This is a genomic window from Seongchinamella unica, from assembly GCF_004354085.1.
Classification (GTDB): Bacteria; Pseudomonadota; Gammaproteobacteria; order Pseudomonadales; family Halieaceae; genus Halioglobus; species Halioglobus unicus.
Genome location: NZ_SMSE01000001.1, coordinates 1,250,458 through 1,263,270 on the forward strand (window position 1 = coordinate 1,250,458; position 12,813 = coordinate 1,263,270).

Sequence of the window (12,813 nt, forward strand, 5' to 3'; positions counted from 1 at the left end):
GCCCGCCCTCAGGCCTGCTGCTGCAGCCAGCGAGCATGGCTCCACTCGAGGAAATCCGTCACCGCATTCACCGTATGGTCGGTGCGCACGGAGTGGAACACCTCGAAGGCGTGCTGGGCGCCGGGCAGTTCCCCGTAAACCACCGCCTGTTTCGATGTCTTTTGCAGGGCAGAGACAAACGTCCGTGCCTCCTCTACCCAGACCAGGGAATCGTGGGTGCCATGGATCACAAACATCGGCGGTGCATCCTCGTTCACATTACTCAGTGGCGACCCCCTGTCCCACAATTCCGGGTCCTGCTCCTGACGACACTGCATCACCTTGTCGGCCAGCATTTTTTCCATCGACATCTCAGACCGGATATCAAACCGATCCAAAAAATCATACACGCCATAGAAGGGCACCGCGGCCTGGATGGACGTGTCCGCCTCCTCAAACCCGGGCTGATAGGGCGCGTAGTTTGGGGTCAACGCCGCCAGCGAACTCAGGTGGCCCCCGGCGGAGCCGCCGGTGATGGCAATAAAGTCCGGGTTACCGCCATACTCAGCGATATTGTCACGAATCCAGGCAATGGCTTTTTTCACATCGACAATATGGGCGGGAAATGCCGCATTCGGGCTCAGTCGATAGTTGATCGCCACGCACAGCCAGCCCCGTTGGGCCAGGTGGTACATCAGTGGCTTGGCCTGCTGTTCCTTCTCACCGATCATCCAGCCACCCCCGTGCACCTGCAGCAGCACCGGGAATCCGCCCTCCCGGGGTTCCCGGGGGTGGTAAATGTCCAGCAGATTGCGCTTACCGGCCTCAGCGTAGGCGATGTGTGAGTGCACGCGCACGCCTTCGCGCGCCATCCTGAATGGCCGCATCCAGTGAGCGGCCCTGACCCCATCCTCCAGCACCCGCTGGCGCTCAACCGGCAGGGTGCTGCGGTAGTCCTCGCCGAGGCCGCGCTTGAGTGACCGGCGCAGAACGAGTGGCGTCTCCATGGACTGGATGTGCAGGTAGGCAAGTCCCAGCCATGACAGGGCAAACACTCCCAGGCCCGCCTGGGCGAGACCGCTGTCCAGCAGCCCGCTGAATGCCAGCAATGCTGTCAGTGCCACCTGCCAGATCAGGTGTATCATGGCCAGCTCGCCAGTAAGCCAGGCGACCAGGAAATAAAAGGGGGCTGCCCAGTAGATGCGCCTGGCCTGGATGACCGCGCTCCAGGTGCCAATGGCGGACACGACCGCCAGGAAAAAATAGAGTCCGCTCACTATCGAGCCTCCGTCAGCATTGCAAACCGCCTATTCTAGGGCAGCAATCACTAATTCACTACCTGACACGCTTGCGCTGCTTTTAGCCATTGCGTAACGTAGCATGCCGCTTACCGACAGGAGTCCTCCATGACAATCAAACTGGGCGTGGTAATGGACCCCATTGCCGATATCAACTACAAAAAAGACACGACACTGGCCATGCTCTGGGCCGCCCAGGCCCGCGATTGGCAATTGTTCTACATGGAGCAAAAGGACCTCTACCTGCGGGATGGGGACGCCCGGGCGGCCATGTCGCCGCTGGCGGTATTTCACGACCCCGAGGCCTGGTACGACCTGAAAGACGCTGAGGATCAGCCGCTTGCGGAGCTCGATGTGATCCTGATGCGCAAGGACCCGCCCTTCGACAACGAGTACATCTACAGTACCTACATCCTTGAAGACGCCGAGCGCAAGGGCACCCTGATCGTCAATCGCTGCCAGGGCCTCAGAGACAGCAACGAGAAGGTCTTTGCCACGCAATTTCCCCAATGCTGCCCGCCGCTGCTGGTAAGCCGTGAAATAAACCGGCTCAAGGCATTCTATCGGGAGCACAAGGACGTCATCTTCAAGCCCCTGGACGGCATGGGCGGAAGTTCAATCTTCCGGGCCCAGGAAGGTGACCCCAATGTCAGCGTTATCCTCGAGACCCTCACCCAACATGGCCAGCAGAGCATCATGGCACAGCGCTATATCCCCGAGATCATCGACGGCGACAAGCGGATATTGACGATTAATGGCGAGGTGGTTCCCTACTGCCTGGCAAGAGTACCCCTGGCCGGGGAACTGCGCGGCAATCTGGCCGCCGGCGGAACCGGCAGACCCCAGCCACTCAGCGACCGGGATCGCTGGATTGCAGAGCAGGTTGCGCCCTTCCTGCGAGAGCGCGGCATTTTGTTTGCCGGTCTCGACATCATCGGCGATTACCTCACCGAGATAAACGTCACCAGCCCCACCTGTATTCGTGAAATTGACGCCGGATACGATCTGGACATCGCCGGTAATCTGATGGATTGTATTGCCGGGGAACTGAATAAACGGAGCTGAGCTGCCAGGGACGATGTATTATCTGGAGCACTCGGAGGGTGAACACAAACGGATGCGCAATGCGGTGCTGGTCGCCGCCGGCCTGCACGTTCTGCTGGCATTCGCGGTGTCGTTCAGCAGCCAGTCCAGCCCCCACTACAACCCGCAGATTGAAGTGACCCTGGCGACCCGGCCCAGCGCACAGGCCCCGGACGAGGCACGGCACATCGCCCAGCAGAACCAAAAGGGCTCTGGCCAGGAGGCCGAGCTCGAGGCCGCCAGCTCACAAAATAGCGAATCTCTCCTGCAGTCGCCCACCCCGCAACAGTCCGCACCGCGACATACGGATTCCGATACCAGTGCCAGCGGCGAGTTACTGTCGACCGTTGCCGCCGCTCCGCGGGTGGTCGACGAACAGCGCGAACAGGATGAAAAACGGCAGCAACTGACGCCGGGCACCAACCCGGAAGTCGACCCGCTGACCCAGCAGCTGGCATCGCTTGAGGCGACCCTGGACGAACAGACACAGGCCTACGCCAACCGGCCACGGGTCAGGCGACTCACCTCCGTATCCGCCAAACAGGCGGCCGACGCGGCTTACCTGGCGGACTGGCGCCAGCGGCTCGAGGCCGTTGGCAACAAGTACTACCCGGAAGCCTCGGTACGCTACGGGCTTTACGGTGACCTGCGGCTGCTGGTGGTTATCCGCAAGGACGGCAGCCTGGAAGATATCAAGGTGCTCAAGTCATCCGGATATGCGGTACTGGACGAGGCAGCACTCAAAATCGTGCGCATGGCAGCGCCCTACTCACCCTTTCCCGCTGAGCTTGCAGCCACGACCGACAAGCTGGAAATCATTCGCACATGGCAATTTCAGGAAAATGAGCTAGGCTCCAATTAACGCCGGAAAACAGCCGTTTTCGGGCATTTAAGACGCCACCGAGGTCATTTTCGCAACCATGCCAGGACGAGTGCACGCCACTACCGCGAGGAGCAGCGACAGTCTGCGGGATCATTTCCTGCTCGCCATGCCCTGTCTCAGTGAAGGCATTTTTTCCCACAGCATTACCTACATCTGCGAGCACGGCGAGAGCGGCGCCATGGGCATTGTTATCAACCAGCCCCTGGATCTCTCGGTGGGCGAGATTTTCGAGCACCTGCAAATCGACAGCCTGCGGGATTTTTCCAAGATGCCGGTCATGGCCGGCGGACCCGTGCAAATCGATCACGGCTTCGTGCTCCACCGTGGCAGCGACAGCGCCTGGGAAGCGAGCCTGAAAGTGACCGACGAAATCACCCTGACCACCTCACGGGATATCCTCCGCGCCATCGCCCACGGCAACGGCCCGGAGGAGCACCTCATCGCCCTGGGCTATGCCGGCTGGTCAGCCGGTCAATTGGAGCAGGAACTGGCAGAAAACAGCTGGCTGACCCTGCCCGCAGACAGCCAAATCATATTCTCCACGCCCGCCGAACTGCGCCTCAGCAAGGCTGCCGCGCAGCTGGGTATCGACATGAACCTCATCTCCGGGGAGGCGGGACACGCCTGAACAAGCCCCCCCGCACCGTCCTCGCCTTTGACTACGGCCTGCGCCAGATCGGTGTCGCCACCGGGAATACCCTGCTCGGCACCACCCGCCCCCTGCCCATTCTCAGGGCGAGGGACGGTATCCCCGACTGGGACGAGATCGCTAAACTGGTAGCAGAGTGGCAACCGGACCTGCTGGTGGTGGGTGAACCCCTGAACATGGACGGCAGTGCCAGCGAGCTCTCGGCCAGGGCCAACAAGTTTGCCCGACGCCTGCACGGCAGGCTGGGTATGTCAGTGATCATGGTGGATGAACGGCTCAGCAGCTTCGAGGCCAAGCAACAGAGCCGCGAGCGGGGCCACCGGGGAGATTACAACGCCGATCCTGTCGACAGCCTGGCGGCAGAACTGATCCTGCAGACCTGGCTGGCCGACAACAGGGTCCCGGAGCCCTGAATCAGCTGCGGCCCATAAAGCGGCCCTTGTCGTCCTTTTCGTCGTAGGACAGGGAAAAGTCGTCGCTGCCGACCCCGAACTGGCCTTTTTCGAACATCTTGATCGCCAGCCGCACATCGTTGGCGGAATCGGCGTAGCGGATCGCGTCTTCCTTGCTGATGAGGCCATCCTTGTAGGCCTTGGTCAGGGACTGGTCCAGGGTCTGCATGCCCAGTTCGGTAGACTTGGCCATCAGGTCCTTGATCAGGTGTACCTCACCCTTGCGGATGTGGTCTGCCACCAGAGGCGAATTCAGCAGTACTTCCACCACCGGCACCCGCCCCTCGCCGTCCTTGCGCGGCAGCAATTGCTGCGCCACCATGGAACGCAGGTTCAGTGACAGGTCCATCCACACCTGGTTGTGCTGTTCCGGTGGGAAAAAGCTCTGGATGCGATCCAGCGCCTGGTTGGCATTGTTGGCGTGCAGGGTACAAAGGCACAGGTGGCCGGTTTCGGCAAAGGTCAGCGCCTGCATCATGGTCTCGGCAGTACGTACCTCACCAATCATAATCACGTCCGGCGCCTGCCGCAGGGTGTTCTTCAGGGCCACGTCAAAGGACTCGGTATCCACCCCCACTTCCCGCTGCGTGACAATGCAGTTGCCGTGGTTGTGCATGTATTCGATGGGATCCTCGATGGTGATGATATGGCCGCGACTGTGCTCGTTGCGGTAACCCACCATGGCGGCCAGCGAGGTCGACTTACCGGTACCGGTGGCACCGACAAAAATCACCAGCCCGCGCTTGGTCATGGAGAGATCCTTGATGATCTCCGGCAGTCCCAACTCATCGATGGTGGGAATCTCGGTGACGATACGGCGCAACACCATGCCGTAATCGCCTTTTTGCTGGAAACAGCTGACCCGGAAGCGCCCCAGCCCCTCGCGGCCGATGGCAAAGTTGTATTCGTGGTGTTCGTGAAAGTGAATCCGCTGTTCTTCATCCATGGTGGAGAGAACCAGCTCGGCCGCCTCTTCCGACGTCAACGGAATGTCATTAATCGGGTACAAGGTGCCATCGATTTTGATACTGGGAGGAGCTCCGGCAGAGATGAACCCGTCCGAGGCCCCGTCGTCCACTACCCGTTGCAGCAAGTCTTCTATTTGCATGATACCGCCCCCTGTTTCTGGTTATTGCGTCACCCTAGAAATTCTCCGGCATGCGCGCTTTCTCCCGCGCCACATCGCGGGAAACAATCCGTTTGTCCACCAGCTCCTGCAGGCACTGGTCCATGGTCTGCATACCAATGGCGTGACCGGTCTGGATGGCTGAATACATCTGTGCCACCTTGTCCTCGCGAATCAGGTTCCGAATCGCAGAGGTGCCCCGCATGATCTCGTGGGCCGCAACCCGGCCGCCCGTGGTGCGCTTGAGCAGTGTCTGGGAAATCACCGCCTGCAGGGATTCCGAGAGCATCGAGCGCACCATGTCTTTTTCCGCCGCAGGAAATACGTCGATCACCCGGTCGATCGTTTTTGCCGCCGAGGTGGTGTGCAGGGTGCCAAACACCAGGTGCCCGGTCTCCGCCGCGGTCAGGGCAAGGCGGATGGTTTCCAGGTCGCGCATCTCACCCACCAGAATAATATCCGGGTCTTCCCGCAGGGCGGAGCGCAGGGCCTCGGCAAAGCCAAGGGTGTCCTTGTGCACTTCCCGCTGGTTGACCAGGCACTTCTTGGACTCGTGAACGAATTCGATGGGATCCTCAATCGTGAGGATGTGTTCATATTTATTGTCGTTGATAAAGTCGACCATCGCCGCCAGGGTGGTGGACTTACCGGATCCGGTCGGGCCGGTGACCAGCACCAGGCCCCGCGGCATCATACTGATATCCCTGAACACCTGGCCCATACCCAGGTCTTCCATGGTCAGGACTTTCGAGGGAATGGTACGGAACACAGCGCCGGCACCGCGGTTCTGGTTAAAGGCATTCACCCTGAATCGCGCCACGCCGGGGACTTCGAAGGAAAAGTCGGTCTCGAGGAATTCCTCGTAATCCTTGCGTTGCTTGTCGTTCATGATGTCGTAAATCAACTCATGAACCTGCTTGTGCTCCATCGGCGGCAGGTTGATCCGGCGAATATCGCCATCAACCCGGATCATCGGCGGCAATCCTGCGGATAGGTGCAGGTCAGAAGCACCCTGTTTGGCGCTGAATGCGAGAAGCTCTGTAATGTCCATTTTATCCCCTCTGGCATGACGACAAGCCGTTCAGGCTCCCCTGGGATCGCCAGGCCCTCGGCCCGCTGGCCGCTCTGTTCTTCTTTATTTGGGCTTTATATGGCCCCCGGTGCCGCGAATCAGCTACCATTCGCGGCATGAGCCAGCCCTTCCCCAACGACAATATAGCAAAGCTACTCCAGAGGGTACGTCTGAGTGCAGAAAAAAGCCAAAAAGCACACCGTACCCCCATACTGCTGGCGGTCAGCAAAACCAGGCCCGCCGCGGACATCCGGGCCGCCCATGCCTGCGGCCTGAACCAGTTTGGCGAGAGCTACCTGCAGGAAGCGCTGGACAAGATCGACCAACTGGCCGACCTGCCCATTACCTGGCATTTTATCGGCCCTATCCAATCCAATAAAACGCGGCCCATTGCCGAACACTTTCAGTGGGTCCACAGCGTCGCCAGGGAGAAGATCGCCCGCAGGCTGAGCGAGCAGCGCCCGACGGGGCTGCCCCCCCTGCAGGTCTGCCTGCAGGTGAATATTTCCGGCGAGGAGAGCAAGTCGGGTGCTAGCGTGGAGGCGTTGCCGGCGCTGGCGGCGCTGGTCGACGAGTTACCCGGCCTGCAGCTGAGGGGCCTGATGGCGATTCCCGCGGCCACCGACGATGAGCAGGAACAGCGACAGGCGTTTGCCCGTCTGCGCCGGGTGTTCGAGGCACTGCAGCAGGACCACCCCCACATGGACACGCTTTCGATGGGTATGTCCGGTGACTGGGAAGCGGCGATTGCAGAAGGCTCTACGATGATCCGGATCGGTACCGCCATCTTTGGGCCAAGGCAGAGGTGATATTGCCCGGCGGCGGGCGGTATACTTTCGGTTTGGAATCACCAACCACACCGTCATCCACGGCAAGCGGGAGTGACGGCACATTAACCCGCAACTAACTGAGATCCGGCATTGAGCACACCTACCATCGCCTTTATCGGCGCCGGCAACATGGCCACCAGCATTGTCGGCGGCCTGGTTGAAGCCGGCCACCCCGCCGACCACATTCGCGCTGCAGACCCGTTCCCGGAAAGCCTGGAGCGATTGCAGCAGGTCGCTCCCGTGCATGCCTGCACCAGCAACCATGAGGCGGCGGCGGGAGCGGACGTCATCATCCTGGCGGTCAAGCCGCAGGTTATGGCGGAGGTATGCACCGGTATTTCTGCCAGTCTGGCGACCGACAGCCTGGTCATTTCCATTGCCGCCGGCATCACCATCAACAGCATGCAGTCCTGGTTGGGTAACGCCACTGCCATCGTGCGCTGCATGCCCAATACCCCGGCCCTGCTGGGCTGTGGCGCCAGCGGACTGTTCGCCAATGAACAGGTCAGTGAGGTGCAACGGCGCCATGCCGAGCAGGTGCTGTCGGCGGTGGGATTACTCAGCTGGGTCCCCCGGGAGAAAGACCTGGATGCGGTTACCGCCCTGTCCGGCAGCGGTCCCGCTTACTTTTTCCTGTTCATGGAGGCAATGATAGACGCTGGCGTGGCCCAGGGCCTGGACCGGGGAACCGCGACCCGACTGGCCCAGCAGACCGCCCTGGGCGCGGCGCGGATGGCACTGGAAAGTGACGTCGACCTGATAGAATTGCGCCGCCGGGTCACCAGCCCGGGAGGCACCACCCAGGCCGCAGTGGAAAGTTTTGAAGCAGCCGGACTGCGCCAGTTGGTGAGTGAGGCAATGCAGGCCGCGGCCGACCGGGCCGACGAGATGGCAAGGGAGATGGGATAACAACATGGGTGCTTTTAACGAGATATTTATTTACCTGGTGCAGACAGCGCTAACCCTGTACATGCTGGCCATGGTCCTGCGCTTTCTGTTGCAACTGGTGCGCGCCGACTTCTATAACCCGATCAGCCAGTTCCTGGTGAAGGTCACCAACCCGCTGGTGTTGCCGGTGCGCAGAGTCCTGCCCGGTCTCGCAGGCATGGACCTGGCCTCACTGCTACTGGCACTGCTGCTGCAGATGCTGTGTATCATCGTCCTGATGGGGCTCTACGGCCTGGGATTGCCCAATCCGCTATTACTGCTGTTGTGGTCGGCACTGGGACTGCTGGGACTGCTGGTGAACATTTATTTTTTCGCCCTGCTGGCGATGATAATTCTCAGCTGGTTGGCCCCCGGCAGTGGCAATCCGGCCGTATTCCTGCTGTACCAGATCACCGAGCCGGTAATGGCGCCCTTCCGCAAGCTACTGCCACCCATGGGAGGCATGGATTTTTCGCCAATCCTGGTTTTCATCCTGATTAACGTGGTCCAGATCGCCCTGCGCCACATGGCGGCCGGAGTGGGCTTGCACCCGGCACTGGTCATCGGTCTTTGAGTAGCGGCTGATGACTGCAGACCGCGACCGCCGATCCATCGGCATAGTCACGCCCCAGCTCGCTCGCTTTGACAAGCCGTTCACCCTGGCCTGTGGCAAGGTGTTAGCCAGCTATGAACTCGTGTACGAGACCTACGGCGAACTCAATGCGGACCGCACCAATGCGGTACTGGTCTGCCACGCCCTCTCCGGCCACCACCATGCCGCCGGCTACCACAGCGAGGACGACCGCAAGCCCGGATGGTGGGACGAGTGCATAGGCCCCGGTAAACCCATCGACACCGATCGCTTTTTTGTCGTCAGCCTGAACAACCTCGGTGGCTGTCACGGCTCCACCGGCCCCACCAGTATCAACCCTGACACCGGTAAACCCTGGGGTCCCAATTTTCCGCCCCTGCGCGCCCGCGACTGGGTCCATAGCCAGGCCCGACTGGCAGACCGGCTGGGGATAGATTGCTGGGCGGCCGTCATCGGCGGCAGCCTGGGTGGCATGCAGGCCATGCGCTGGGCCCTGGAATACCCGGAGCGACTTAAACATTGCGTCGTGATAGCCGCGGCAATGAAACTCAGTGCTCAAAACCTGGCCTTTAATGAACTCGCACGCCAGGCCATTATCTCCGATCCTGCTTTTGAGGGCGGTAATTACATATACCAGCAGACGACGCCGGCCCAGGGGCTGGCCCTGGCGAGAATGGTCGGTCACATTACCTACCTCTCCGACGAGGCGATGGCCAACAAGTTTGGCCGCGACCTGCGCTCGGGCAGTTTCGAGATGGGCGACGAGGACAACATCGAGTTTCAGGTGCAGAGTTACCTGCGCTACCAGGGCAGCCAGTTTTCCGGCAGCTTTGACGCCAACACCTACATCCTGATGACCCGGGCACTGGATTACTTTGATCTCGCCCGGGAATACGACCACGATCCGGTGAAGGCATTCCGTCATGCCCGCTGCAGTTTTTTCGTTGCCTCATTCTCCACCGACTGGCGCTTCTCGCCAGCGCGATCCCGGGAAATCGTCAACGCCCTGATCGCCGCCGAGCGGCCGGTCACTTACACCGAAATCGAGGCGGACGAGGGCCATGATGCTTTCCTGATGCCTATACCGCGCTACATTGAAGCCTTTACCGCCTACATGAAGCGGGTGGGAGGTGACGGCTGATGCGCCAGGACCTGTCACATATCCAGCGCTGGATCGAACCCGGCTCCCGGGTACTGGACCTGGGCTGCGCCAACGGCGAGTTCCTGCAAATACTCAGGGACCAGCGCCAGGTGCGCGGCACCGGAATCGAGATCGACCAGGGAAACATTAACCAGGCCATCAGCCGCGGCCTGAATATCATCGAACAGGATATGGACCAGGGCCTGGGTAACTTTCCGGACCAGAGCTTCGACACGGTGGTGCTCGCCCACGCGCTGCAGGCAGTGCACTACCCCGACCGGGTGCTGGAGGAAATGCTGCGCATTGGCCGCCAGTGTATTGTCACCTTTCCCAACTTCGGTCACTGGAAGTGCCGGCTCTACCTGGGCGCCAGGGGACGAATGCCGGTGTCCAAGTTCATGCCTTACACCTGGTATAACACCCCCAACATCCACTTCTGCACCGTGCGTGATTTTGAGGCGCTATGCCGCGAGCGGGGCATCCGCATTCTGGCCCGCGACGTAGTAGGTAATACGGAGCGTAAACCGCTATTGGCCAATGTCTGGCCCAATATGTTTGCGACTACTGCGATTTACCACATCACCCGCTGAGGTCACCATGTACAGACTTGTTGTTATCCTGTTCGCCATTATCGCTCTGCAGGTCGCCCCCGCGAACGCCCAGCAGTCGCAAATGTTCGGCACCTACGAACTGCACTACAGCGTGGTCAACACCACCTTTATCGAACCGGACGTGGCCGCCACCTATGGCATCACCCGGGGTAAGGACCGGGCCATCCTGAATCTGTCAGTCAGGGAACACTTGCCCGGGGGCGGTGACGTGGGCCGGTCCATGCAGCTCAAGGGCACCACCCGGGACCTGCTGCAAAAACAGGAGGTCCTCGAATTCCAGGAGGTAAAAGAGGGACCCGCGATTTACTATATCGCCGAGATCAGTTTCCTCGACGAAGAACATCGCTTTTTCGAGGTCCACTTCCGCCCCGAGGGCGCGACCCAGACCTATACCTTCAAACTCCAGCACAAGATGTACGAGGACTGAGGGCAGCCATGGACAAGCAGATCGTCGTCCTTGCCAGTGACAACGCCGGCAAGCTGAAAGAGTTCAGCCGGATACTCGCTCCCCTGCACATGGAAATCAGGTCCCAGGGCGAATTTGGCGTGCCGGACGTGCCCGAGGATGGCTTGAGCTTTGTCGAGAACGCCATCATCAAGGCGCGGGCCGCCTGTGAGCATACCGGTTTGCCGGCAATCGCCGATGACTCCGGGCTGGAGGTGGACTACCTGCAGGGAGCCCCCGGTATTCACTCCGCCCGCTACTCCGGCCAGGGCGATGCCGCCAACAACGCCAAACTGCTGCGGGAACTGGAGGGCGTACCCGAGGGCAAGCGCAGCGCGCGGTTCCAGTGCGTGCTGGTGTATATGCGCAACCCCATGGACCCGACGCCGCTGATCTGCCAGGGGAGCTGGGAGGGACGCATCCTGTTTGCCGAGCAGGGTGAGCAGGGTTTTGGTTACGACCCGCTGTTTTATGTGCCCGAACACAACTGCAGTTCGGCGCAACTGCCTGCCGGGGAGAAAAACCGGATCAGCCACCGGGCCAGGGCCAGCGCCCTGTTATTGCAGGCGCTGGGCGGCGGCCGCTGAACCTGTGCAACTGCCACCCCTGAGCCTGTATATCCACCTGCCCTGGTGCGAGCGCAAATGTCCCTATTGTGACTTCAATTCACACGAGGCAACGCACATCCCGGAGGGGGACTATGTGCAGGCACTGTTGGATGATCTGCGCCGTGACCAGGACCTGGCGGCAGACAGGGAAGTGCAGACCCTGTTCATCGGCGGCGGCACCCCCAGCCTGTTCAGCGCCCAGGCCATTGACCGGCTGCTGCAAGGTGTGGCGCAGCAGCTCAATCTTGCGGTGACGCTGGAAGCCACCATGGAGGCCAATCCCGGCAGCGCAGAGGCCAGCAAATTCCTGGGATTTCGCCAGGCCGGGATCAACCGGCTGTCGCTGGGCATCCAGAGCTTCCAGGAAGACAAGTTGCAGGCACTGGGGCGAGTCCACGATGCCGGGCAGGCCCGCGCCGCGGTTGAGTGCGCCCAGGCTGCCGGGTTCGACAGCGTCAACCTGGACCTCATGCACGGTCTGCCCGGCCAGGGGGTTGAAGACGCGCTGGCAGACCTGCAGACCGCGGTCGATTTTCAGCCGGCACACCTGTCCTGGTACCAGCTGACGATCGAACCCAACACGGTGTTTAACAAGCGACCGCCAATCCTGCCGGTGGAGGACACCCTGGCGGATATCCAGGATGCCGGCGAACAGTTACTTGCCGATGAGGGCTACCGGCAGTACGAGGTTTCGGCCTACAGCCGCCCCACCATGCAGTGTCGCCACAATCTCAACTACTGGTCATTCGGGGACTACCTCGCCATTGGCGCCGGCGCTCACGGCAAGATCACCGGGGCAGACGGCCGGATTCTGCGCTATGCGAAAACCAGAACACCCGGGGACTACCTGACGGGAGAAAACTATACCGCCAGCAGCCGTGAACTGGGCAGGCCCGAGGTGATGAGCGAATTTATGCTGTTCGCCCTGCGCCTCAACGAGGGCTTCAGCCTGCCCGGATTCGAACGGGCTACCGGCCTGCAGGCACGTCATCTGCAACCGACACTGGGGGCACTGTGTGAGCGGGGCCTACTGGAACAAGAGGGTGATAACGTCCGGGCAACCATACTGGGGCGCCGGTTTCTGGATACGGTGATCGCCGAGTTCCTGCCGGCGTAA

General features: G+C 60.9%; 15 protein-coding genes. 12 read left to right on the forward strand and 3 right to left on the reverse strand.

Going from position 1 to position 12,813, the window contains the following annotated elements; genetic code table 11:
• Positions 1 to 8: 8 nt before the first annotated feature.
• On the reverse strand, positions 9 to 1,256 hold the full coding sequence (locus E2F43_RS05460) for an alpha/beta hydrolase (RefSeq protein ID WP_133210359.1): 1,248 nt from the start codon (positions 1,254 to 1,256) through the stop codon (positions 9 to 11).
• Between the two features lie 129 nt (positions 1,257 to 1,385).
• Between E2F43_RS05460 and gshB the strand changes: the two genes are divergently transcribed.
• Genes gshB through ruvX form a run of 4 tightly spaced genes read left to right on the forward strand, consistent with a single transcriptional unit; the run spans position 1,386 to position 4,305 of the window.
• Positions 1,386 to 2,342 carry a glutathione synthase gene (gshB, locus tag E2F43_RS05465; protein ID WP_133210361.1) on the forward strand — a complete coding sequence of 319 codons (957 nt, stop codon included), beginning with the start codon at positions 1,386 to 1,388 and terminating at the stop codon, positions 2,340 to 2,342.
• Between the two features lie 13 nt (positions 2,343 to 2,355).
• On the forward strand, positions 2,356 to 3,222 hold the full coding sequence (locus E2F43_RS05470; RefSeq protein ID WP_133210363.1) for an energy transducer TonB: 867 nt from the start codon (positions 2,356 to 2,358) through the stop codon (positions 3,220 to 3,222).
• 58 nt (positions 3,223 to 3,280) lie between these two features.
• Entirely contained in the window at positions 3,281 to 3,871 is a 591-nt protein-coding gene (locus tag E2F43_RS05475; protein ID WP_133210365.1) for a YqgE/AlgH family protein, read from the forward strand.
• Complete coding sequence (ruvX, locus tag E2F43_RS05480; RefSeq protein WP_133210367.1) at positions 3,868 to 4,305, forward strand: Holliday junction resolvase RuvX; 438 nt, start codon at positions 3,868 to 3,870, stop codon at positions 4,303 to 4,305. The genes E2F43_RS05475 and ruvX overlap by 4 nt, the downstream gene beginning before the upstream one ends.
• A gap of 1 nt (position 4,306) precedes the next feature.
• Here ruvX and E2F43_RS05485 read toward each other — a convergent pair whose 3' ends face one another.
• The gene (locus tag E2F43_RS05485; RefSeq protein ID WP_133210369.1) at positions 4,307 to 5,452 is read right to left on the reverse strand and encodes a PilT/PilU family type 4a pilus ATPase; all 1,146 of its coding nucleotides are present in this window, start codon (positions 5,450 to 5,452) and stop codon (positions 4,307 to 4,309) included.
• A 34-nt stretch (positions 5,453 to 5,486) separates the two neighbouring features.
• A complete protein-coding gene (locus tag E2F43_RS05490; protein ID WP_133210371.1) occupies positions 5,487 to 6,521 on the reverse strand; it encodes a type IV pilus twitching motility protein PilT in 1,035 nt (344 codons plus the stop codon).
• Between the two features lie 137 nt (positions 6,522 to 6,658).
• On the opposite strand from E2F43_RS05490, the gene E2F43_RS05495 reads away from it, so the two are divergent.
• The 8 genes from E2F43_RS05495 (at position 6,659) to hemW (ending at position 12,813) form a co-directional block, all read left to right on the forward strand.
• The gene (locus E2F43_RS05495) at positions 6,659 to 7,351 is read left to right on the forward strand and encodes a YggS family pyridoxal phosphate-dependent enzyme (RefSeq protein ID WP_133210373.1); all 693 of its coding nucleotides are present in this window, start codon (positions 6,659 to 6,661) and stop codon (positions 7,349 to 7,351) included.
• A 111-nt stretch (positions 7,352 to 7,462) separates the two neighbouring features.
• Positions 7,463 to 8,281: a pyrroline-5-carboxylate reductase gene (proC, locus tag E2F43_RS05500; protein ID WP_133210375.1), complete on the forward strand. Its 819-nt coding sequence runs from the start codon at positions 7,463 to 7,465 to the stop codon at positions 8,279 to 8,281.
• 4 nt (positions 8,282 to 8,285) lie between these two features.
• Entirely contained in the window at positions 8,286 to 8,873 is a 588-nt protein-coding gene (locus E2F43_RS05505) for a YggT family protein (protein WP_133210377.1), read from the forward strand.
• 10 nt (positions 8,874 to 8,883) lie between these two features.
• Positions 8,884 to 10,032: a homoserine O-succinyltransferase MetX gene (gene metX, locus E2F43_RS05510; RefSeq protein ID WP_133210379.1), complete on the forward strand. Its 1,149-nt coding sequence runs from the start codon at positions 8,884 to 8,886 to the stop codon at positions 10,030 to 10,032.
• Positions 10,032 to 10,622, forward strand: a complete 591-nt coding sequence (gene metW / locus E2F43_RS05515) for a methionine biosynthesis protein MetW (protein ID WP_133210381.1) — start codon at positions 10,032 to 10,034, stop codon at positions 10,620 to 10,622. Before metX ends, metW begins: the two co-directional genes overlap by 1 nt.
• Before the next feature lie 7 nt (positions 10,623 to 10,629).
• Positions 10,630 to 11,070, forward strand: coding sequence for a DUF4426 domain-containing protein (locus tag E2F43_RS05520; protein WP_238946753.1), 441 nt, complete (start codon positions 10,630 to 10,632; stop codon positions 11,068 to 11,070).
• Between the two features lie 8 nt (positions 11,071 to 11,078).
• Positions 11,079 to 11,675, forward strand: coding sequence for an RdgB/HAM1 family non-canonical purine NTP pyrophosphatase (rdgB, locus tag E2F43_RS05525; protein ID WP_133210383.1), 597 nt, complete (start codon positions 11,079 to 11,081; stop codon positions 11,673 to 11,675).
• Positions 11,676 to 11,679: 4 nt separating this feature from the next.
• Complete coding sequence (gene hemW / locus E2F43_RS05530) at positions 11,680 to 12,813, forward strand: radical SAM family heme chaperone HemW (protein WP_238946754.1); 1,134 nt, start codon at positions 11,680 to 11,682, stop codon at positions 12,811 to 12,813.

What these genes read in the sequence shown, in the direction of transcription:
- E2F43_RS05490 (WP_133210371.1), bottom strand. Translation starts at nt 6,521, where the DNA reads ATGGACATTACAGAGCTTCTCGCATTCAGCGCCAAACAGGGTGCTTCT.
- E2F43_RS05505 (WP_133210377.1), top strand. Translation starts at nt 8,286, where the DNA reads ATGGGTGCTTTTAACGAGATATTTATTTACCTGGTGCAGACAGCGCTA.
- E2F43_RS05520 (WP_238946753.1), top strand. Translation starts at nt 10,630, where the DNA reads ATGTACAGACTTGTTGTTATCCTGTTCGCCATTATCGCTCTGCAGGTC.
- metX (WP_133210379.1), top strand. Translation starts at nt 8,884, where the DNA reads ATGACTGCAGACCGCGACCGCCGATCCATCGGCATAGTCACGCCCCAG.
- metW (WP_133210381.1), top strand. Translation starts at nt 10,032, where the DNA reads ATGCGCCAGGACCTGTCACATATCCAGCGCTGGATCGAACCCGGCTCC.
- gshB (WP_133210361.1), top strand. Translation starts at nt 1,386, where the DNA reads ATGACAATCAAACTGGGCGTGGTAATGGACCCCATTGCCGATATCAAC.
- E2F43_RS05470 (WP_133210363.1), top strand. Translation starts at nt 2,356, where the DNA reads ATGTATTATCTGGAGCACTCGGAGGGTGAACACAAACGGATGCGCAAT.
- E2F43_RS05475 (WP_133210365.1), top strand. Translation starts at nt 3,281, where the DNA reads ATGCCAGGACGAGTGCACGCCACTACCGCGAGGAGCAGCGACAGTCTG.
- rdgB (WP_133210383.1), top strand. Translation starts at nt 11,079, where the DNA reads ATGGACAAGCAGATCGTCGTCCTTGCCAGTGACAACGCCGGCAAGCTG.
- E2F43_RS05495 (WP_133210373.1), top strand. Translation starts at nt 6,659, where the DNA reads ATGAGCCAGCCCTTCCCCAACGACAATATAGCAAAGCTACTCCAGAGG.
- E2F43_RS05485 (WP_133210369.1), bottom strand. Translation starts at nt 5,452, where the DNA reads ATGCAAATAGAAGACTTGCTGCAACGGGTAGTGGACGACGGGGCCTCG.